Origin of the sequence: Streptomyces sp. NPDC006365, from assembly GCF_042870755.1 — a bacterium.
GTDB classification, from domain to species: Bacteria; Actinomycetota; Actinomycetes; order Streptomycetales; family Streptomycetaceae; genus Streptomyces; species Streptomyces xiangluensis.
On record NZ_JBIAHS010000003.1, the window covers coordinates 712,752 to 733,582 of the forward strand.

Annotated in this window: 20 protein-coding genes; 8 read left to right on the forward strand and 12 right to left on the reverse strand. The window is 68.6% G+C overall.

Features of this window, described 5'->3' with window-relative positions; genetic code table 11:
* Position 1: 1 nt before the first annotated feature.
* A complete protein-coding gene (locus tag ACFYO0_RS12500) occupies positions 2 to 1,255 on the forward strand; it encodes an ATP-binding protein (RefSeq protein ID WP_388673992.1) in 1,254 nt (417 codons plus the stop codon).
* A gap of 158 nt (positions 1,256 to 1,413) precedes the next feature.
* On the opposite strand, the gene ACFYO0_RS12505 is transcribed toward ACFYO0_RS12500, so the two are convergent.
* Positions 1,414 to 1,713 carry a hypothetical protein gene (locus ACFYO0_RS12505; protein ID WP_388673994.1) on the reverse strand — a complete coding sequence of 100 codons (300 nt, stop codon included), beginning with the start codon at positions 1,711 to 1,713 and terminating at the stop codon, positions 1,414 to 1,416.
* A gap of 442 nt (positions 1,714 to 2,155) precedes the next feature.
* Complete coding sequence (gene aroQ / locus ACFYO0_RS12510; RefSeq protein WP_388673996.1) at positions 2,156 to 2,782, reverse strand: gamma subclass chorismate mutase AroQ; 627 nt, start codon at positions 2,780 to 2,782, stop codon at positions 2,156 to 2,158.
* A 629-nt stretch (positions 2,783 to 3,411) separates the two neighbouring features.
* Between aroQ and ACFYO0_RS12515 the strand changes: the two genes are divergently transcribed.
* Genes ACFYO0_RS12515 through ACFYO0_RS12525 form a run of 3 tightly spaced genes read left to right on the forward strand, consistent with a single transcriptional unit; the run spans position 3,412 to position 4,322 of the window.
* Complete coding sequence (locus ACFYO0_RS12515) at positions 3,412 to 3,582, forward strand: helix-turn-helix domain-containing protein (RefSeq protein WP_388673998.1); 171 nt, start codon at positions 3,412 to 3,414, stop codon at positions 3,580 to 3,582.
* 7 nt (positions 3,583 to 3,589) lie between these two features.
* A complete protein-coding gene (locus ACFYO0_RS12520; protein ID WP_388674000.1) occupies positions 3,590 to 3,967 on the forward strand; it encodes a winged helix-turn-helix domain-containing protein in 378 nt (125 codons plus the stop codon).
* A complete protein-coding gene (locus tag ACFYO0_RS12525) occupies positions 3,927 to 4,322 on the forward strand; it encodes a transposase (RefSeq protein WP_388674002.1) in 396 nt (131 codons plus the stop codon). The genes ACFYO0_RS12520 and ACFYO0_RS12525 overlap by 41 nt, the downstream gene beginning before the upstream one ends.
* A gap of 224 nt (positions 4,323 to 4,546) precedes the next feature.
* Here the strand turns inward: ACFYO0_RS12525 and ACFYO0_RS12530 are convergent, their stop codons facing one another.
* Genes ACFYO0_RS12530 through ACFYO0_RS12540 form a run of 3 tightly spaced genes read right to left on the reverse strand, consistent with a single transcriptional unit; the run spans position 4,547 to position 7,941 of the window.
* Positions 4,547 to 5,254: an ABC transporter ATP-binding protein gene (locus ACFYO0_RS12530; RefSeq protein ID WP_388674004.1), complete on the reverse strand. Its 708-nt coding sequence runs from the start codon at positions 5,252 to 5,254 to the stop codon at positions 4,547 to 4,549.
* Positions 5,255 to 5,260: 6 nt separating this feature from the next.
* Entirely contained in the window at positions 5,261 to 6,634 is a 1,374-nt protein-coding gene (locus tag ACFYO0_RS12535) for an ABC transporter permease (RefSeq protein ID WP_388674006.1), read from the reverse strand.
* Between the two features lie 35 nt (positions 6,635 to 6,669).
* Positions 6,670 to 7,941, reverse strand: coding sequence for an ABC transporter permease (locus tag ACFYO0_RS12540; protein ID WP_388674008.1), 1,272 nt, complete (start codon positions 7,939 to 7,941; stop codon positions 6,670 to 6,672).
* 135 nt (positions 7,942 to 8,076) lie between these two features.
* On the opposite strand from ACFYO0_RS12540, the gene ACFYO0_RS12545 reads away from it, so the two are divergent.
* Together ACFYO0_RS12545 and ACFYO0_RS12550 are read left to right on the forward strand one after the other, a co-directional pair.
* Positions 8,077 to 8,739, forward strand: a complete 663-nt coding sequence (locus tag ACFYO0_RS12545) for a response regulator transcription factor (protein ID WP_388674010.1) — start codon at positions 8,077 to 8,079, stop codon at positions 8,737 to 8,739.
* A complete protein-coding gene (locus ACFYO0_RS12550) occupies positions 8,730 to 9,932 on the forward strand; it encodes a sensor histidine kinase (RefSeq protein WP_388674012.1) in 1,203 nt (400 codons plus the stop codon). The genes ACFYO0_RS12545 and ACFYO0_RS12550 overlap by 10 nt, the downstream gene beginning before the upstream one ends.
* Before the next feature lie 129 nt (positions 9,933 to 10,061).
* Here ACFYO0_RS12550 and ACFYO0_RS12555 read toward each other — a convergent pair whose 3' ends face one another.
* Positions 10,062 to 12,185 carry an ATP-binding cassette domain-containing protein gene (locus ACFYO0_RS12555; protein ID WP_388674014.1) on the reverse strand — a complete coding sequence of 708 codons (2,124 nt, stop codon included), beginning with the start codon at positions 12,183 to 12,185 and terminating at the stop codon, positions 10,062 to 10,064.
* Between the two features lie 229 nt (positions 12,186 to 12,414).
* Between ACFYO0_RS12555 and ACFYO0_RS12560 the strand changes: the two genes are divergently transcribed.
* A complete protein-coding gene (locus tag ACFYO0_RS12560) occupies positions 12,415 to 13,077 on the forward strand; it encodes a response regulator transcription factor (protein WP_388674016.1) in 663 nt (220 codons plus the stop codon).
* Complete coding sequence (locus ACFYO0_RS12565; RefSeq protein WP_388674018.1) at positions 13,074 to 14,318, forward strand: sensor histidine kinase; 1,245 nt, start codon at positions 13,074 to 13,076, stop codon at positions 14,316 to 14,318. The genes ACFYO0_RS12560 and ACFYO0_RS12565 overlap by 4 nt, the downstream gene beginning before the upstream one ends.
* 67 nt (positions 14,319 to 14,385) lie before the next feature.
* Here the strand turns inward: ACFYO0_RS12565 and ACFYO0_RS12570 are convergent, their stop codons facing one another.
* From ACFYO0_RS12570 to ACFYO0_RS12595, 6 genes are all read right to left on the reverse strand, one after another.
* Positions 14,386 to 14,949: an SDR family NAD(P)-dependent oxidoreductase gene (locus ACFYO0_RS12570; RefSeq protein WP_388674020.1), complete on the reverse strand. Its 564-nt coding sequence runs from the start codon at positions 14,947 to 14,949 to the stop codon at positions 14,386 to 14,388.
* A 191-nt stretch (positions 14,950 to 15,140) separates the two neighbouring features.
* Complete coding sequence (locus ACFYO0_RS12575) at positions 15,141 to 16,127, reverse strand: LysR family transcriptional regulator (RefSeq protein WP_388674022.1); 987 nt, start codon at positions 16,125 to 16,127, stop codon at positions 15,141 to 15,143.
* 483 nt (positions 16,128 to 16,610) lie between these two features.
* Positions 16,611 to 18,065: a DUF6351 family protein gene (locus ACFYO0_RS12580; RefSeq protein WP_388674024.1), complete on the reverse strand. Its 1,455-nt coding sequence runs from the start codon at positions 18,063 to 18,065 to the stop codon at positions 16,611 to 16,613.
* Positions 18,066 to 18,085: 20 nt separating this feature from the next.
* The gene (locus ACFYO0_RS12585) at positions 18,086 to 18,415 is read right to left on the reverse strand and encodes a DUF4387 domain-containing protein (RefSeq protein ID WP_388674026.1); all 330 of its coding nucleotides are present in this window, start codon (positions 18,413 to 18,415) and stop codon (positions 18,086 to 18,088) included.
* The gene (locus ACFYO0_RS12590; protein ID WP_388674028.1) at positions 18,408 to 19,790 is read right to left on the reverse strand and encodes an acyclic terpene utilization AtuA family protein; all 1,383 of its coding nucleotides are present in this window, start codon (positions 19,788 to 19,790) and stop codon (positions 18,408 to 18,410) included. The genes ACFYO0_RS12585 and ACFYO0_RS12590 overlap by 8 nt, the downstream gene beginning before the upstream one ends.
* Before the next feature lie 41 nt (positions 19,791 to 19,831).
* Positions 19,832 to 20,818 (reverse strand): phosphoglycerate dehydrogenase, encoded by a 987-nt coding sequence (locus ACFYO0_RS12595; RefSeq protein WP_388674030.1) that lies wholly within the window; start codon positions 20,816 to 20,818, stop codon positions 19,832 to 19,834.
* Positions 20,819 to 20,831 lie beyond the last annotated feature (13 nt).

A 20,831-nucleotide genomic window follows, 5' to 3' on the forward strand; every position in this document is an offset into this window, starting at 1 on the left:
CATGGAAACAGTGCGCTACCTGCTCAACTGGCGCTCCCTGCGCTGGAAGATCGCCCTGCTCGTCGCGGTGGCCTGCTGCACCATCGCGCTGACGGTGGGCGTACTGGTCCACCGCAGCACCCTGGAGCGGTCGATGAACGACGGCGAGGCCAGAGCGATGACCCAGCTCGCCCAGGCCCTGAAAGACTACGAGAGGGACGGCGTCCCGCCGGAAGGGCTGGTCACATGGCCTGAGGCCATCCCCGAACAACTCCTGGACCGCCTCGAGAACCAGCGGGACCACGACCACGGAACCGCGACCTGGTACGACGGGGACAGCCCTGGCGACCATCCCGCGATGTGGGCAGCTGAGACCTACCACGGCCACCCGGTGGCGATGGAAGCCGACATGACCTCCGACCTGCTCACCCGCCGCGCCCTGGACCGGCACATGTGGAAGTACTCCTTGGTCGCGCTGGCCGTGGTGGTGCCGTTGTCGGCGCTGGCCGCTGAGCTGCCCAACCGCCGACTGCGGCGGGTGGCCCGCACCGCGCGACGGGTGGCGGCCGGTGAGCTGACCGTCAGGACCGCGACCCGGCGGGGCGGGGACGAGATCGCCGCGATCTCGGCCACCGTCGACTTCATGGCCGACAGCCTGCGTGAGCGGCTGCTGGCCGAACAGCGTTTCACCGCCGACGTGGCCCATGAACTGCGTACCCCGCTGATGGGCCTGGTCACCGCGAGCGGACTCCTGCCACCGGGGGAGGCCACCGAGCTGGTTCAGGACCGGGTGGCGGTGTTGCGGGCCCTGGTAGAGGACCTGCTGGAGATCTCCCGGCTCGACGCGGGCGCCGAGCGGGCCGAGCCGCGACCGGTGCCGTTGGCCGAGGTGGTCACCGAAGCGGTGGCCCGTACCGGCCTGGACGTGCGGCTGACCACATCCGCCGTCCAGCCGGTGGTGACCGACCCACGGCGACTGGACCGAATCGTGTCCAACCTGGTCGTCAACGCCCACCGGCACGGCTGTCCGCCCGTCGAGGTCACGGTGACCGGGGCCGGTGTGACCGTGCGGGACCACGGGCCGGGCTTCCCGCGCGAGCTGCTGGCGGAGGGGCCCCAGCGGTTCCGCACCGGGGCGAGTGAGCGCGGCACAGGCCACGGTCTGGGACTGACCATCACTCTCGGCCAGGCCCAGGTCATCGGGGCAGAGCTGTCCTTCGCCAACGCCTCAGACGGGGGAGCCGTCGCCACGCTGCGGCTGCCGGGCACCGACTGAGCCACCACGGAACGCGCCGGTGGTGAGAAGGAACCGCATCGATACACAACGGCTGCTCCTGGGACCCGCCCTGCCCGGCACCCCGCCCCGGAGCGACGCCGCACTCCTCGCGACAGCTGTCACTGCCCTGATCGCCCTGATCGCTGTCATGGCCGTCGTCACCTCCGGCGGGGGCGGGAACGGGCGTATGGCCGACTCCACGGATGCGTGGTGAAGACCGTGTCACCCACGGACACGCCGCTCCTGCCTGTGGTGATGTCACCGACGCCGGTGCGGCCATCCGCGAACACCCGGGACCGCCACAGCTGGACGGTGGGCAGTGCCTGCCCACCGCCTGCCGCACACCGCGTCACCCTGCGCATCGTGGCCGACTGACCCGCCACCAGCTTCTGGGCATCGCCGCCGATCCACACCGCGAGCCACGTGATCACCGCAGCGGCCAGGACCAACGCCGCCACGAGGATTCCCCTGGCCTCGAGTGGCTCGACGCCTGATCCCGAGACTGCGCGACGCCCTCGCACGCAATCCCCCCTTGACGGTCAGGAGTTGGCTTACGTGCACCACGCGAGCGACTGCCGCGCACACCTACACCGGCCACCCAGCCGAGTGTCCAGCTCCAAGACGGGGCTCTGCCGGGCGAGCGGTCCGGAAAACGGAAGGCGGCGCATGACCGCCCCGGGCGAAGCACATCGAGATCAGCTGTGGGCCAGGTGTGGACTCGGCGCCGCACATCCAGCAGAAGGCTCGCCGGTCGCCGCCGCGTCGACGACCTCGGTGACCAAGCAAGCCAGGCACCGCAGGATCGATGTCTTGCCAGCGCCCGGCGTACCGGTGAGACCGTACCGTCGCGTGCCCGTGGGGCGTGCCGACGGCGCTCGGCCAGTCGCCTACTCCTTGCTGTCACGTGCAGACCGGCTCAATCGCGCCCCGCAGGGCACGGCCGTGCAACCGGTCGAGGTCGTACCGGCGGTTGACCTGCTCCTTGGCCAGGATCAGCGAGGCCTTGCATCGCAGAGTTGAGCCGCGCAGATCCTCCGTACGGACCAGTTGATCGATGAACTCGACGGTGATCCGGTCCAGCGCAGGACGCACTTCAGTGGCCAAATCAGGGCGCTCGACCGGTGCCAATTCCGGATGTTCGGTCCAGAGGTCGTGGAGTCCCTGCTGCACGAACTTGCTCATCTCTATCTGCGCCCGAAAGAAATCCGCAGTCCCTTCCGGGTCTATCCCCGCGTCGGCGGCGAGTGCTGCGGCCTGATCCAGTACCTGCTGTTCCCGTACTGGGTCTTCAATCGGCACGGTCGTGCCGAACTTGGCGGCGGCAACCTTGTCAGCGAGCAGGATCCGCTCGGCAGCGAGATCGACCAGCGAGGTCAGCTCACTCTTCGGCAGCACGCGTGCGGAGGCTGCTGTTGCTGGTGTCACGCCGACGGACGACAGCCCGGCCACCATCAAGGTTGCGAGCCCGGCATACACAGACTTGGTGAAAGAGTTTTCTATAGACATCTGAACCTGTCTTTCTCGCACGGCAGTCGATGGTAAGGGAAGCTTCAGGAATTCCGATGCAGGGCCAGGCTATGAGAGTTCGCCGACCAGAAGGAAGCATATTGGGTCTGCCGTCAGGAAACCCTCAGGTAATGAGGAGGTCGGACGCAATGATCCAACCGCGTCACCCACGGTGCCAGTGACACATCTCACTGGACCAACGCTGCCGTCATCTACACGGGAGCCGTCGGCTCCTTGACCAGGGATGTCATTTCAACCGACGCCGCCCATCCGTTTTCTGCATGTGCGGTTTGCTCATCGCGCATTGGACTGCGCCTGGCATGCGTGTTCAAGTGTGCGGCAGGTTCGCAATGGCGGGCCTGTGCGGCAATGGCAAGTTTGAGTAACGCGTCGTGATGTCGACTCGCCGTTTCCCAGCGGATTCGGGCCGCGCTTGCGACAACAACGGCGAAGTTGGCGATGACGCTGGCCTTACGGGCGCAAGCTCTCAGCCACTCGCACCCGAGCTCCTCCGCCGGACAGGTTGGTCAGCGCCTGAAGTCGCGAGGTGCCTCCTGCTTCGTTTGGGCAAAACCCGATGCTTGTCTACTGACCTTTTCGGGTTGCGTTCGGGTGGTGACGTTTGGGTGATCCCTGCGGTATCCGGTGTTATGCGGTACGCGGATGGTGGGGGCCTGACTGCTGAGCGGCGGGCTGCGCGTGAGGTGATCCGGCTGGAGGCCGGGCGGAGGTTCGCTCGAGGTGACGGGAATTCGGTCATCGCCAAGGACCTGCGGGTGAGCGAGCGTTCGGTGGAGCAATGGCGCCGCAACTGGGCATGAAGGCGGCATGGGAGGTCTGAAGTCGAAGGGACCCTCGAAACTGCCGAGGCTGTCGGACGATCGTTTCGCCGTGCTGGAAAAGGAGCTGGCCAAAGGTCCGGCCGCGTATGGCTGGCAAGACCAGCGGTGGACTCTGGAACGTGTCAGAACGCTGACCGGCCGCCAGTTCGAGGTCAGTTGCTCGATCGCGGGAGTGTGGCGGCTCCTGCACCGCCACGGCTGGTCCTGGCAGAGCCCGGCCCGCCGTGCACTGGGACGTGACGAGCACGCGGTCGAGCTCTGGAGGTCTGGAGGTCTGGAGGAAGGACGTGTGGCCGCAGATGGAAGCACCGCGGCGGCGCTCGATGCCTGGATCGTCTTCGAGGAGGAGGCCGGTTCGCGATGACGCCGCCACGCGCCCGCACTTGGGGCCGGCGCGGACAGACTCCCGTGGTGAGAGTGCGGGGCCGGCCCCGGCGGCGGATCTCGATCGCCGCGATGTGCTGCTACCGGCCCGGCGAGTGGTCTCGGACGATCTACCGGCCCCGTTCGTCGTCTGGGACAACCTCAGCACCCATCGCACCGCTGGCCTGCGTGACTACGCCGCAGGCCACGACTGGCTCACGACCGTTCATCTCCCCTCCTACAGCCCGGACTTGAACTTGGTGGAAGGGTCTGGTCCCTGTTACCGCCGCCCGGAACTCATCCACGGCTGCCTCACCGAAGCCGGCCTGACCCTCAGCCCCGGCACCCGAAGCTAATCCGACAAGGTAGTAATGATCGGCATCGACGGCCATGACATCCCTGGTCAAGACATCGGCGCCTCACCCACAACCGACCACAGCGCCGGTCATGTGAGGCGTGTCACTGACACGACGGCTGATGCAGCTGAATCATCCGTGCGGTGACAGGGCGCGGTTACCTCCCCCCACGCAACAGGTCGGCACCCAAAACGCCCCTCTCACTGATACTTGGACGCGGGTCCTCAACTCCTGTTCACCTGCTCGGTCAGCCTGCCCTTGCGGAGGGTGAGTATGCGGTCGGACTGGGTGGCCAGTTGCTGGGAGTGAGTGACGACGACCACGCACTTGTTCTGTTCGTGAGCGAGGTCGCGGAAGGTGTCGATGATGCCCTGGGCGGTGTCCTCGTCGAGGTTTCCGGTGGGTTCGTCGGCGAAGAGGATATCGACGTCGCAGGCCAGCGCGCGGGCGATGGCGACGCGCTGCTGCTGGCCGCCCGACAGCTGCATGATGCTGCGGGTGGCCATCGACCTGTCGAGGCCGAGGCTGTGCAGCAGGTGCAGTGCGCGGGCCTTGCGACTGCCCTGGGCGGGCCTGGCGCCGGTGATCTCCATGGCGCAGACGACGTTCTGGAGGGCGGTCATGTAGGTGAGGAGGTTGTACTGCTGGAAGATCGTGGCGGCGTGCTTGTTGCGGTAGCGGCCCAGGCCCAGTTCGTTGAGGTCCTGGCCGTCGAAAGCGATGGTGCCGTTCGACGGGGTGTCGAGGCCGCTGGCGAGGCTGAGCAGGGTGGTCTTGCCGCTGCCGGAGGGGCCCAGGATCGTGTAGAACGTGCCGCGTTCGAAGGAGTAGTCGATGTCCCGGAGGACCGTGGTCCTGCGACGCTGGCCCGAGTAGGTGTGGCTGACCCGGTTGAGGCGGAGGAGGGACGGGGCTGCGGTGGCGTTGGTCATGGCGGGTCACTTGCCGTTCGTGAGGATGGAGCGGGGGCTGAGGCGCAGCACGGCGGCTGCCGGGATCGCGGTGGCGAGCAGGCCGATACCGATCCCGGTGCCACCGACGGTGACGAGGTCCGCGGGCTTAAGTGTCACGGTGATCTCGTCGATGGGGTCGGCGTTCTCGACCGGCTGGTCGTTGAGGTCGATGCCCTCGCTGAGGCCGGTGCTGCCGGGGCCGGGCGGCTGCCAGGAGTCGATCTTCTGCTGGGCGGATGCGGCTTCTCGGCCGAGCAGTGACTGACCTGCGCTCTGGGTCAGCCGCGGAGCGAACAGCGCGCCGAGTGCGACGGCCAGCGCGGCCACGACGGTGATCTCCAAGGCCTGCTGGGTGATGAGCTTCCACTTCTTCTCGCCCATGGACAGCAGCACGCCGTACTCCTTGCGGCGCTGCTTGACGGCGAGGTTGACGAGGAGGGCGAGGACGGCGGCGCCCGCGACGCTGATCAGCCACATGGCGAGGGTGGCCGTGGAGCTGATGCTCTTCAGCGGGCCGGTCATCTGCTGCACGGCCTTGTCGTTGACGTCGAGATTGAAGCCGTTCAGCGCGGAGCCCGCGATGTCCTCGGCCTGGTCCTTGAACGCCTCCTGGTCATCGGAGTCCGTCAGGAGGAAGGTCGCCTTGGTGATCTGCTGGGCCCCGCCGTCCGGGGTGCCGAGGGCGGCGAGGCCGCCGACGGTGCCGTAGATCATGTTGGCCGGGTTGACGTAGTACTCCGGCTCCGGCTCGGTGCCGGGGCGCGGGTCGCGGAAGACGCCGGCCACGGTGAACTCACCGGTCGTCTTCTCGTCGTTGCCGGTCAGGGTGACCTTGTCGCCCGTCTTGAGACCGTTCTTCTCGGCCAGGCGCTCCTCGATCAGGATCCGCTTGTTGTCCCTGTCGGCCGCGGTCAGGTGCTTTCCGGAGAGAAGCTCGAACTTGCCACTGCGGAAGTCGGGAAGCAGTGAGGAGTCGAGGACGCCGATGCCCGAGGTTCCGCCGGCCCCCATGGAGCCGTCCACGCCGTCGGTGACGAGTCCGGCGCCTTCCTTGAGGAGCACCCGGTCCCACATGGAGTAGGTGTATTTCTGCACCTGGGGCAGTCGGCCCATCTCTTCCACCACCGAGGAGGCGATCGTCGGCGCCTGGCCGATCTCCCCCTGGGCCTGCGCGTCCACGCCGAGGTTGACCTCTGCGCCCACCGACCGTTCGGCCTCCAGTTCGGCTCGGGTGGTCGCGGCGTTGATCAGTACCCCGGCCAGCACCATGGCGGAGATGACCAGGAACGTGGCGAAGGTGATCAGCGTCCGCCCTTTGCGGGCCCACAGGCTGAGACCTGCACGTTTGACGAAATTCATGAATGTCGGCTTTCTGGGTTCGTACCGGCGGAGGGCTATTCGCTGTCGACAAGGATCGAGCAGGGGTGCAGGCGGAGGATTCCGATACCCGGGATGACGGTGGAGGCGAGGCAGATACCGAGGCCGATGCCGGCGACTTTTCCCACGTCTGCGGGCTCGACGCGCACCGTGGGCGCGGCTACCTCCGCGTCCGGCACTCCCGCCGCCACGGTGTGCTGCCGCGGGCGGTCGAGCAGGGCACCGCCCAAGGACGGGCCGGCGAGATGCCCCGCCAGTGCCGCGACGGCGACTGCGGGCAGGCACACCACCGCGGCCTCCACGGCGTGCTGAAGGACAAGCTTCCACTTCTTCTCGCCCATCGACAGCAGCACCCCCAGCTCGTTGCGCCGCTCCCGGATCTGAGACATCACGATCAGGCCGAGGATCAGCGCACCGGCCAGGGCGATGACCCAGACGATCAGTCCGGCGAAGGCGCCGACCCGCTGGATGGGACGGACCTGGTTCTGGTACGCCTTGTCGTTCACGAGGAACGCGAAGTCCGCGGCGCCGAGCAGCCGCTTCGCCTCGGCGTGCAGACGCTCGGCCTGCTCCGGCGAACCGATCTTGAAGACCGCTTCGTCCAGTTCCGCCGCATCGCCGTCGAGCCGCTCCGCGATGGGCGTCGGCACGTAGAGGGTGTTGCCGGGCAGTTCGTCGGGGGGTGTCCACTGTGACGGGTCCCGCATCGGGTCCTGGAACACGCCGAGAACCTCGACCGGGACGGCGCGCTTGCCGTCGGCGGACCGCACCTGGATCGTGTCGCCGACCTTGAGACCGTTCTGCGCGGCCAGCCGTTCCTCGATCACCGCGACACGGCGGCCGGTGTCCTGCGGGGTGATCCCGCGCCCGGAGGTGATCTCCGTCGATCCGTACGAGAAGGGCAGCAGCATGCCCAGGTCCCGCACGCCGCGCACCGCCAGCGGCCCCCCTTCCTTCTCACTGCCCCGGTCTCCGTGCGGCTTCGGCTCCGGGGAGACCAGCGGGTCGAAACCGTGCGCGTCGGCGGTCAGTGGGAGCAGCGGGTTGTACCGGGTCACCGGCGCCCTGGAGCCGAGCCGGTCGGCCAGGGCCGGGGTCAGCCGCTCGCCCTTGACCGTCACATCGACGCCGATCGTGCGCTGCGCATCGGCCTCCTGGCGCGCGGCGGCGGCCTCCAGCAGGAACCCGCCGAGCAGCAGGGCACAGATCACCACGAAGATGCCGAGCAGGGCGGCGGTGCGGGATTTCCGGGCACGCAGGCTCGTCCCGGCCCGCTTGACGAAGTTCATGCGGCCAGTGGAGCAGGTGGCCCTTTGCAGGAGGATAAACGTGTTACAGCGGCATAAGGACGGTCCGCAGCGCACCGGAGGACGTCGATGGCGTCCTTATACGGCTGCAAACGTGGCCTTGGTTTCATGGGTGCCATGAGAGTTCTGGTAGCCGAGGACCACCGCGTGCTCGCCCGCACCATCGCCACCGGCCTGCGCCGCGAGGCGATGGCGGTCGACGTCACTCACACCGGCGACGCCGCCGAGCGGATGTGTCTCCTCACGGCCTACGACGTTCTGATCCTCGACCGCGACCTGCCGGTCATGAGCGGGGACGAGGTGTGCAGGCGCCTGCGGGAACTCGACGATCCGCCGCGGATCCTCATGCTCACCGCGGCGGGCCACATCACCGACCGCGTCTACGGCCTGACCACTCTCGGCGCCGACGACTACCTGCCCAAGCCCTTCGACTTCAGCGAACTGGTCGCCCGCGTGCGGGCCCTGAGTCGCCGGGCCCCGACCCCGCCGCCGTCCGTCCTGCGGCACGGCAGCATCACCATGGACCCGTCCAGGCGCGAGGCGTCCGTCGAGGGCCGCCCGTTGGCTCTGACACCCAAAGAGTTCGCGGTCCTGCGGTTGTTGCTCGAGGCTCAGGGAGCGCCCGTTCCGCACGACGAGATCGTCCGCACCCTGTGGGACGAGCACCTCACCCCGCAGACCAGCGCGGTCCGTGCCACCGTCAGCCGACTGCGCGGCAAGCTCGGCGACCCCGGTCTCATCACCGCCGACACGGGACAGGGATACCGGCTGTGCGACTGAACCCCCGCGCGCTCATCGGCCGGCTGCCCTTCCGCGCCCGTCTCGCCGCGGCCATCTCCGCCCTGTTCCTGCTCACCGGCGTGGCCCTGCTCGCCTTCGTCGTACTGCTCGCCCGCCACGGAACGGCCCAGCAGGTCCAAGGCCTCGCCGTCAACTACACCGACACAACCACAGATGACATCGCCCCCTACCAGCCCGTCCGCCCCGTGGAGCCCGGACCGACACCGCCCATCGCGCGACCCGGCGCCGCCCAGATCCAGAGGATCGACCAGACCGTGCAGGCCGTGCAGGACACCGCCCTGCGCCAGATGGTCCTCTGGTCCGCCATCGGCCTCCTCGTCCTGGCCCTCCTCGCCGGGCTGGCCGGCTGGTGGCTGGCCGGGAGGGCACTGCGCCCCGTCGCCTCGATGACCGAGGCTGCGCGCCGCATCAGCGAACAGAACCTGCACCAGCGCCTGGCCCTCACAGGCCCCGACGATGAACTCCACCGCCTCGCCGACACCTTCGACGCCATGCTTGACCGGCTGGAGAAGTCATTCGACAGTCAGCGCCGCTTCGTCGCCAACGCCTCCCACGAACTCAAGACCCCCCTCGCCGCCCAGCGCGCCGCCCTCCAGGTCGGTCTCGCCGACCCGCTCCCCCACCACCTCACCGAAGTCCGCGACGACCTGCTGTCCACCAATCGCGAAGCCGAGCAACTCATCGACGCGCTGCTGCTGTTCGCCCGCAGCGACCGCGGTCTGACAGCGGCCGAGAACCTCGACCTGGCCCTCACCACCCGGCTCGTCACCGCTCAACTCGCCCCACAGGCCGAACAGCGACGGGTGGGCATCCGCGTCACGGCCGACACCCCCCTGATCGTCCGCGGTGACCCCGTCCTCCTGCGACACCTTCTCACCAACCTCATGCGCAACGCGGTGCAGTACAACCGCCCAGGTGGGCACGTCCAGGCATGCGTCGAAGGGCGCACCGTGACCGTGACCAACACCGGCCCCCACATCCCCGCCGACCGGGTGGCTGACCTCTTCGAGCCCTTCCGCCGCCTCGCCCCCGACCGCACCGCCGACGGCGGCCACGGTCTCGGCCTGTCCATCGCCTCGTCCATCGCCTCGTCACACCACGCGACCTTGACCGCCGAGCCCTGCCCCACCGGCGGACTCACCATCCGTCTTGACTTCCCTGACACCACATGACGCGACAGCAACCGGGAGTGGCTGCTGACCACTTGGGCCGACGACCTCGACCTGAAGCCCCCCAAGGTGCGGACCGGGCCGTCCCTCCCTTCCATGAGTCGCGGATCGGACCGTACCCCAGGGCCGCGGTCAAGCGTGGGTGACCAGCTTGCCGCGCCGCAGGCGCAGTACCTCGTCGCTGGCGTCGGCTACCTCCTTGGAGTGGGTCACCACGATCACACACTTGCCGTCGTCGTGGGCAAGCCTCTGAAACACCTCGATGATCCCGGCCGCCGTCGCGTGGTCGAGAGCGCCGGTGGGCTCGTCCGCGAAGAGGACGTCGACCTCGCGGGCCAGGGCGCGGGCGATGGCGACGCGCTGCTGCTGGCCGCCGGAGAGCTTGAGGGTGCGCCGGTTCTGGTCAGCGGCCTCCACGCCCAGGAGATCGAGGAGTTCGGCCGCGCGTTGCCTGCGGTTGACGCCCTTCACGCCGGTGATCTCCATGGCCGAGGTGACGTTCTGGACGGCGGTCATGTAGGTGAGCAGGTTCAGGGACTGGAAGACGGTCGCCGCATGACGGTTGCGGTACTTGCCACGGCCCAGCTCCGCGATGTCGCGGCCACGGAAACGCACGGTGCCGCCGGTGGGTGCGTCCAGGCCGCTGGCCAGTGAGAGCAGGGTCGTCTTGCCGGAGCCGGACGGGCCCACGATGGCGTACATACGGCCCGCTTCGAAGCGGTGGGAGACGTCCTTGAGGACTACGCGGCGGCGGGTGCCGCTCTGGTAGGTGCGAGTCAGGTCGGTGAGTTCGAGGAGGGGCTCGGCGGAGTTTGCGGACATGTCAGTCGCCCTTTGTAAGGAGGTCGCGGGGTTGAGGCGCAGGACGCGGGTGCCGGGGACCACGGTGGCCAGGGCCGCGATGCCGAGACCGGTGGCGCCGACCTTGCCGATGTCGGAGGGACCGAGCCGGATGGCGAGGGTGTCGATGGGGTCGACTTCCTCCTCGTCCTTCATTCCGCCGAGGGGATCGGAGGGGTCCCGCTCGGGGCCCTGGTCGGCCGCCTCGTCCATGGCTGAGGAGACCTCGCCGGCCAGCAGCCGGTCACCGACGGCCTGGGACAGCAGCTGGCTGCCGACGCCCGCGAGTCCGACCGCGATGACGGCACAGGCCATGACCTCGGCCAGGTGCTGGCCGAGCAGCTTCGGCTTCTTCTCTCCGAGCGAGAGCAGGATGCCCAGCTCCTTGCGGCGTTCGCGCAACGAGGAAGCGACGATCAGGGCGAGGATGACGGTGCCCGCGCCGGCGACCAGCCACACGGTGACGGTGGCGAAGTCAGCGGTCTTGGTGATCGGGCCGACCAGGGCCTTGTACTGCTTGTCGTTGACCGACAGGGGGAAGATCTCCAGGTCCGCGCCGGCCGCCCTCGCGTTCTGCCTGAGCCGCCCCAGGTCGGCGGGGTCATTCAGCGTGAACGTGGCCTGATTGACGACGCCCTCGCCGGGCCCGCCGTTCCTGCCGAGGAGGATGCTCGCGCCGTCCGGCGTGAGGTAAAGCTGGTTGGCGGGGTCCGTCAGGGCTGGAACGTAGCGGCCGGTGTCGGCGATGTCGCTCTTGTAGATGCCGACGACCTTGAAGACGTACTCCTTCTCGTTCGCCTTCTGTCCGGGCGGCGGGATCTGGCCGACCTTCAGCGCGACCGAGTCGCCGACTTTCAGGCCGTTCTCCTTGGCCAGACGCTGCTCGACAACGATCTCGTCGCTCTTGCTGTCCGGGGTGATGCCGCGGCCCGAAATCAGCTTGGAGTCACCGCCTTTGAACTCGCTCACCGCGTTCAGATCGCGAACGCCGTCAGCCTTGAACAGATCGGCACCCGCGGTGTTCCCGGCGGGCGGGCGGACAGGCTGGTACAGCTTGGTGGACCGGGTGGGGAACGCGCTCGAGTCGGTCGTGTAGTTGCACTGGGCCACCACAGGCGACGTGCAGATATCGTCCACGAGGGAGCGGTGCAGATCGCCCTCCGCGCCGAGCCTGCCGGCGGCGGGGCCGTTCGACTGCTGCGCCTTGCCCGAGTTGATCAGCGCGTTCAGGTCGAGCTGCATGGTCGCCACCGCGCCCACGCGCTGTTTGGCGTCATCGGCTGCGCGTGCCGCGGCGGACTCGATCAGGAAGCCGGACAGCACCAGGGTGCAGATGACGAAGAAGATGCCGATCAGCATCAGCGTCTTCCCGAGGTGGCCGGTCAGCCGCCACCACGCCCGTTTGAAGAGGTTCATGACCCCGACGCTAGGCAGCGAGTGTTTTGAACCGTGTTTCGCGACAGTCGCCCTTGCCCGCCTCCTCATACACGGTTCAAATACCGAACGTGATAAATGTGACCGGTAACAGGGAGACAATGATGGGGAAAGTCGGCGCCGGGATCGCCGACTTCCTCATCGACTTCTCAGAATCGGAATCCGGATCCTGTCCGGATGGAGACCGGAATCGGCGAGGGGTGCGACGGCGGTGCGTGTTCTGGTGGTTGAGGACGAGCAGTTCATGGCACGCATCCTCGACATCGGGCTGCGCAGGGAGGCGATCGCGGTCGATGTCGTGCACGACGGCGACTCCGCCCTGGAGAAGGTCACCGTCTACGACTACGACGCGGTGATCCTCGACCGTGATCTGCCCGGGGTGCACGGTGACGAGGTGTGCCGCCGGATCGTGGCGATGGGGCTGGACTGCCGCATCCTGATGCTCACCGCCGCGGGCCGCCTGGGCGACAAAGTCGAAGGACTCGGCCTCGGCGCTGACGACTACCTGGCGAAACCCTTCGACTTCCCCGAATTGACCGCCCGCCTGCGGGCGTTGTACCGCCGCAGCCCGATAGCCCACCCGCCCGTGCTCACCTTCGCCGACCTTCGCTTCGACACCCACCGCCGCACCGTCACCCGCGCCGGCACCCAGATCCGCCTCACCCCCAAGGAGCTGGCGGTCCTGGAACTGCTGATGCGCGCGGACGGCGGCGTTCTCAGCGCTGAGTACCTCCTGGACAAGGCATGGGACGCCCACGCCGACCCGCTCACCAACGCGGTGCGTCTGGTCATGCACACCCTGCGCAAGAAGCTCGGCCGCCCTCAGCTCGTGCACACCGCGATCAGCGCGGGCTACTACCTGGGTACCAGTTGATCCGCCGTCGGCGAGCGGCCAACAGGCCCCGGGCCCTGAGCATCCGCGCGCGTCTCTTCCTCGGCTTCGGCGGGGCGCTGGCCCTGTGCTCGGCCCTGATGGTCACGATCATCTACGTCGGCATCCGCTACCTGCCGACGTATGACTTCTCCACCCCCTACGCCGTCCCCGGTCCGTCACCCGCCACCACCCAGCCGAGCCAACCCGCCAGGGGTCAGCCGACCCAGCCGGTCACGGACGGAAGGACGCAGGAGCCCCGGGCAGTCGACGTCTCAGGTCTGGTCCGCGACAAGGAGGACGTGTGGCACACGGTGCTCGCCGTCTCCATCGGCGGCGTCGTCCTCGTGATGGTCCTCGGCCTCGGCGTGGGCTGGCAGCTGTCACGCAGGCTGCTCGCCCCCCTCGCCGCGATCAACGAAGCGGCGGCCAAGGCGGGTGAAGGCGACCTGGCGTACCGCATCAACGCCGCGGGCCCCCAGGACGAGTTGAAGCAGCTCGCCGACACCTTCGACACCACCCTGAACCGTCTCCAGGAGTCCTTCGAGGCCCACCAGCGTTTCGCCGCCAACGCCTCCCACGAACTGCTCACCCCGCTCGCCACCAACCGAGCCATCCTCCACGTCGCGGCGGCCGACCCCAGCGGCGGGGAATTCGCCGAGCTGGTTCCGATGCTGATGGAGACCAACGAGCGCAACATCACCATCGTCAACGAACTCCTCCAACTGGCCGCCGCAGGCCAGGTACAGTACGACGCCGACCCCATCGACCTCGCCGCCCTGACGGCGGAGACGATCGAGGAACTGCGGGCACGGGCGCCCGGTATCGAGATCACCGAGGACCTGCCGGGTCACCCGGGGGCGGGGTGCGAGATGGCGGGCAACGAGGCCCTGATGCGCCGAGTCGTCGCGAACCTGCTGGACAACGCGTGCGTCCACAACATCCCGCAGGGATCGGTGCACGTGGCTGTGCGCGCCCGAAGCGACCCCACGTCCAACACGTCCGCCGCCGCACTGGTGTTGGAGGTGGACAACGCCGGTCCTGGAATGGACCCGGACACCGTGGACCGCCTCTTCGAACCCTTCTACCGGGCCCTGCCCCGCATTTCCAGCGACCGCGGTCACGGCCTCGGGCTCGCGATCGTCCGCTCGGTGGTACACGCCCACCGCGGCACCATCACCGCCGAGGCGAATGCGTCCGGCGGCCTGCGGGTCCGGGTGACACTGCCAGCGGCCAGGAGCTGATCGCAGGGACGCCCCATAGCCGACTCAGGGGCTTCCGCTGCCTTGCCGCGCAATAGCGACGCCCCGGTCACCCGGAATCGCGGTTCACCACCGCGAGGGCGGTGTCGCGATGTGCGTCGTGTTCCGCGAGTCGGGCGACGAGCGATGCCCGTACGTCTTCGTAGGTGTCGGACCCGAGGGGAAGGCGCAGCGGCGTGGCTCCGGAGTCGACGAGATTGATCATGGCCTGCGCGATCTTGTGCGGGTCGTTCGGCGAGGGAAAGGCGCCCGACGCGATGGCGCGCCGCACCTCACCTGCGGGAGTGCTCTCGTACTCCGGCATCACCGGCGCGGCGTCGAGAGCACTGGCGAATCCGGTCGGTGTCGCGCCGGGTTCGACGATGGTCAGGGCGATGCCGAACGGGGCGATCTCGCGAGCCACCGTCTCGCAGAAGCCTTCGATTCCCCACTTCGAAGCGTGGTAGTAGCTGAAGTTCGGGTAGGTGGTCTGACCGCCGGCGGTTGACACCTGGACGATGTGTCCGTGGCCTTGGGCGCGCAGATGCGGTATGACTGCGCGGATGACGTGGATCGACCCGAGGAGGTTGGTGTCGATCACGCGTCGGATCTGCTCGTCGGTGGCCTCTTCCACTCATCAATGGCATCCACGTTAAGAGTTCGAGTCGACTTGAAGGCAAGCTCACAAGGTGGCGAGTACGACGAATGCCGGAAGGAGACGCCCGCTTCCCCTGCACGCCCTCTCCCGCCCTGGACGACTCGGTCCACCTCAAACCGCACCGACGGGCACCGCACCACGGCCGCGACCATGAAGCACGCTGTACCTCAACGATCAGCTGCCGCCGTGACGTCGCCGTCCTCACGCGGCGCACGCCCGGTCACCTGCGTGGCAGTCTCCCGCATCACTCGCCGCAGCCACTGGTGAGCGGGGTCGCCGTCGACGCGGGGATGCCAGGCGATGCCGTAGGGGAAGGGCGGGAGTTCATCCGGGGGTGCGGCGACGCGGTAGGCCGGGTCGTCGACGTACTCGAGAACGGCGTGGCGCGGGAGGGTGGCGATGAGTTCGGTGCCCGGCAGTGCGGCCACCGCCGCGGAGAAGTAGGGCACGCGCAGGCCTACGGGGCGGCGCAGTCCGTATTCGTCGAGTCGGCGCTCGACCATGGCCTGGCCCATGCCCAGGAGGTCGACGACGACGTGTGGATACGCAATGAAGTCGTCCATGGTCAGCTGGTTCCCGGTCACCGGATGGTCGCAGGACATCAGGCACGCGAACTCCTCCTCGAACAACGTCTCCCAGCGCAGCGCATGCGGTGCCACGACACCGGTGATGACCAGGTCCGCGCGGCCCTGCTCGACATCGGTGAAGGACTGGTCACTCAGTGGGGCCACGGTCAGCGAGATACCCGGAGCCTCGCGGAAGAAGCGCGGGAAGAGGATCGGACCGAATTGCGAGGTGGCGAAGTCGGTGCAGTGAATGCGGAAGTGACCGTTCGCCGTCGCGGGATCGAAGGTGTCTCCGCGCAGCAGCGCCTCCAGGCGAAGAAGGAGTTCGGCAAGCTCCGACTGAATCTGCTGTCCACGAGGGGTCGGTTCATACCCGCTCCGTGTGCGCACCAGAAGTTCGTCACCGAACATCTCCCGGAGCTTATGCAAGACGCGGCTCATCGCCGACTGACTCAGATTGAAACGGTCAGCGGCTCGTGTGACGTGCCTCTCCTCAAGCAGCACCGCAAGCGCCTGGAGCAGGTTCAGATCCGCATTCCGCAGATGTGACATGGCGACAGCGTATGCACCCCCATGCAGGCAACACATAAAGAACCCTGCCGCCGGACCGGGTCATGTGTTCAACACATGGCCAACATGCACGCTTTGCGTTGGACGACGTCCTTTCCCCGCGTCAGGCTCGCCTCAATCTCGCCGACCCGGGATGCACAAGGAGTAGCTCATCCATGTCCCAACACGGCAGAGGTCGAAGGTGTGGCGGGGGCCTCGTCATCGGGGAAGGACCTGGGCAACTCCGGGATACAGGACGGGGAGGGAAACGGCCCGGGGTCGCCAGTATCGGGTACTTCGACGGCCTAGGGCCCGTATGGGGTTGTGATCTGGATCAGGGAGCGGGGCGTGGTGCGTGCGATCGCAAGGCGCCGACATGCCCTCGTAGCGGAGCTACTAGGGGCATGTCGGCAACGCGGCGAGCGTGCGTGCCACGCCCCGCGAGCCCAGATCACAGCCCCATACAGGCCCTAGGGCCTGTATGGGGCTGTGGCAGAGGGGACATGAGGTCGCGGAACGGCTTCAGGGTGAGATGCCCACGCCGTCGATCCGGCTCCACGCCTGCTCCTGGGCGGCGGACATGGCGGGCCAGCGGAGGCCGCCGGGCCGGGGACGGACCTTGGTGGCGAACGGCGCGGGGCGGAACGCCGGGTCGTGGAAGCAGCCACCGCCGTGGGCGGTGTCGAACGCGCCGCAGGAACGCGCGATCGAGGCGGGAGTGGGCTTCCGGCCGGTGCGCGCCCAAGTATCCAAAGCCGCGAGGGAGTTGGCGTACTCGGCCTTGCTGAGCGTGCTGTGCTCGCTCTCCCTCGTGAAGGTCTGGACGAGGTTCTCGCCTCGATCGGCGGCCTGGACCGTGGCGCGATAGGCCGCCTCGTGCTCGGCGAAGACCTGAGGGTCGTCGATCGCGTGCAGTGTGAGGACCGGGAGTGCGATCCGGCCGGTGAGGTCGCTGTCGTAGGAGAGGTCACGGCGCGCGGTGGGGTCGGCGGAGAAGCGTGCCACGCCCGCGTTGAGTGCCTTGTCGTCGTGCGAACCGTCGTAGCGGACGCCGCGGTTGCTGAACGGGTTACGGCCGTCGAGCCGCTTGTGCACGATGTCCTGGAGGAGGAAGGCCGCGTACTGCATGTTGGTGGCCAGTGAGTGTTCCGGGATGCGGGTGACGGCCAGGATGTCGTCGAGCTTGCGTTGCTGCTGCGCGGTCCGGTCGGCCGGTTCGGAGTCGATGCCGGTGCACTCCTGGAGCCGACCGTGGACCTCGTCGGGTGTCATCGTGGAGTCGGCGGGCAGTCCTTGCCACAGCGGGTACTGCGCCTCGGCGGGACGGGGCAGGTTGCGGCAGTAGTACTGGTAGACCATCCGCAGGTCCACGCGCGTGTCGTAGCCGCGCGAGCCGCCGGCCAGGAAGCCGTTGGTCAGCAGGACTCCGTCGTAAGCGCCACGCTTCCGGCCGTAGGTCTCGGTGGCCTTGGCTGCGACGTTGCCGCCCCAGGACTGGCCGTGGAGGTAGGTGCGGTCGGGGCGGCCGAAGTGGCGGACGAACAGGCGGCGTACGTTCTCCGTGTCGGCGGCGGCCATCCGGACCCCGTAGCCGCCGCGCCGGTACGACGAGCCCACCCAGGCGTAGCCCTCGTCGACCATGACGGACCAGCGCTCCAGGTCCTCGGTGGGGGTGGACTCGTCGTAGGAGAAGTCGGGGCCGCCGTGGGCGTGGATGACGAGGGAGCCGTTCCACTGTTTCGGGACGGCCGCCGTGTAGTACGCGCCGTTGGCGTCCCGGCCGGTGTAGCAGTCGGCCTTCTGCTCCAGGTGGCCCGGGCAGGTGGCGGCGGTGGGGTGCGTGGGGTCGGCCGGGTCCGCGGGTGCGGTGCCGACCGTGCCCAGGACCGCGGCCGCGAGCAGTGCCGTCAGCGTTGCCGAACGGCGTCCGCGGGTCCGAGGACGGGTACCGGATCCGGGCACGGCAGGTGTGTTCAAGGGACTGCTCCTTCGGATGATCAGGCGGTGGGCACCGGCAGGACCGCCAGCGGCACATGGTGCTGACCAGAGTGGACATCACGGTCGCGCAGCGACGCCTGGCTGACGGGGCGCGGGAAAGAGATCTTCACGACGTTCAGGGACGGGATGCGGAACATCTGCACGTCGCCCTCGTCGACCCCGTAGAGCCGGGCAACCGTGGCCTCGTTGAGGAACGTCTCGTCGGCGGCGATGCGGTAGCCGTCCGCGTCACGCATGAACAGTTCCATGGTGACCCAGAAGGGCCCGGCGTTCTTGGACCGGACCTCGTACGCCAGGTCGCCCAGGGTGGTGGGGGCGGTCTCAGCCATGGAGGGAGGTCTCCTCGATCTCGGTGCGGAACATGTCGGTGGGGGTGGTGTCGACGACGTGGTTGAGCACGAACTCGTAGGCGGGACCGCGTTCGACCTCGGCCGGTGAGGTGGGGAACGCCAGGCTCGGCAGGTAGTCCATGTCGGGCGTGGGCAGGTGGAGCATCAAGGGGTTGGCGATCTTCGCGACGGCGGTGGCGGTGCTCTGGTCCGGTGCGTTGACGAGGAGCATGACGCCTACCTCGCGAGGCGGACCCGCTGCCGGGTCGAGGTCCCCGAGGATGGCGTTGTGTCCGTAGAGGCGCAGGTCGAAGGCGTACTTGTCCTCGCTCAGCCCGATCGTCTGCTCCACCCGCTGCCTGATCATCGTGCGCATGAGATCGGCCCAGCCGTCGATGTTGGCGAGGATGTGCGGATCCCGGATCGCGCTGAACGACATCGTCTCGTAGCCGGTGATCCGGGCGCCTTCGAGCTTGATGGTGTACTGGTCGGCGACGTGGAACCGCGAACCCTCGACCCGCACGATGCGGTCGTCCAGGGCGGTGTAGACGGACTCACGGACGTCCAGGGTGCCGTCCGGCTCGCGCATCTCGAACGGGTTCACCGTCTCGTAGAGCATGTGGGCGGCGGCCAGGATCGGTGTGCAGGCGACCGTCGGATCGAGCGGCTCGATGGTGAAGCCGTCGGCGTCGATGGTGGCCAGCACGCCACCCGCGCGCGGATCGCTGGTGCACTGCCCGCCGCATTCGATGATCTTGGCAGCGTGCCAGGTCGGCCCGGCCGGCATCCCCTTCATCAGCGGGTAGGCGGCGGCGATGGCGGTGTCGGTGGCGCGACCGGCGAGCACGACCTGGGCACCGGCCTCGAGCGCGGCGACGATCGGCTCGTGCCCCATCGCGCCCACGATGTGCGTGCAGCCGCGCAGCGTCTTCGGCTCCAGTTCGCCCAGCGGAGGCAGGGCATGGATCCGGCCCTCGTCCAGGCGCTCCAGGAGCACGTCCGCGTCCTGCTCGCTGTAGATGCGGGCCACCCGCAGCCGGAGTCCCTCGGCGGCCAGGATGTCGGCGACGATGCCGGCGACCCAGTCGACACCTGAGTCGGTCCCGCTGGTGCCGCACGAGCCCACGATCAGCGGTATTCCGGCATCTGCCGCGGCCTTGAGCAGCACGCGCAGGTCACGGGCGACGGCCGCGCGGGTGGTCTTGGGCTGGGAGGCGCCGAGGTAGTAGGGGCCGGAGTCGGTGCTGCCGCCGTCGACGGAGATGACGTCCGCGCCGAGCGCCAGTCCGCGCTCGATCGTGGCTTCGGGGAAGCCGGCTCCGAGCATGCCGGTCGGTGCCAGGACCTTGACCTGGTCAACCCGTTCGTTGTCCATGTTCCTCTTTCTTGTGGGTGGGGACGGGTGACGGCTGGGGGTCACCCGTCGACCTGGGCGGTGGGGGCGTGGGACAGGAGGTGAGCGTTGACGGCGAGCCGGGGGCGGCCCGCGAGGGCGGCCACCACCTCGGCCGCCCCCTCGAGACCGGCGGTGGCGCGGGCTTCGGCGGTCTGGCCCGCGAGGTGGGAGAAGACGACGATTCCCTCGACGTCCCGCAGCGGGCTGTCAGCGGGGAGCGGTTCCTCGCTCACCACGTCGAGGGCCGCCGCGGCGATCTCACCGCCGCGCACGGCGTCGGCGAGGGCCTGTTCGTCGACGACGGCGCCCCGCGCGGTGTTGACCAGGACCGCCGTCGGCTTCATCCGCCGGAAGGCGGAGGCGTCCAGGAGACCTCGTGTGCGGTCCGTCAGCGCGGTGTGCACCGAGACGTAGTCGGACGCCGCCAGCAGCTCGGGGAGCGCGACGAAGCGCACCGAAGGGTCCGACCGCTGGTCCTCCGGCACACCGGTGGTGCAGAGCACCTCCATGCCGAAGGCCCGCGCCAGCGGCAGCACGGCGCGTGCTGCCGCCCCGTACCCGATCAGGCCGAGCGTCGAGCCACGCAACTCGTGACCGTCCTCCCTCGGCCAGCGACCTGCCGCGACGCCCACCGCGCTCTGCACCAGTCGCCGGGCGGCCGCCAGCAGCAGGCCCAGGGTGTATTCGGCCACGGCGTTCGCGTTGATTCCCGGCAGGTTGCTCACCGTGATGCCGAGCTTTCCCGCGGCGGCGATGTCGATCGAGTCGTAGCCGACGCCGGTGCGCACGATGGCGCGCAGCCGGGGAGCCTCGGCGAGGACCTGGGCGGTCAGGGGGTCGTGGCCGACGAGCGCCGCGTCGATCCCGTCGAGGGCGGCGACGAGCTGCTCGGGACCGCGTCGGCCGACCAGCGGGGCGTGTACCGTCGTGTGGCCGTGCGCCCGGAGATAGTCATCGACCTCGTCGCCGGGCCGCAGGTAGTCCGTGGTGATCAGGATGCGGGGCACAGTTTCCTCGTCT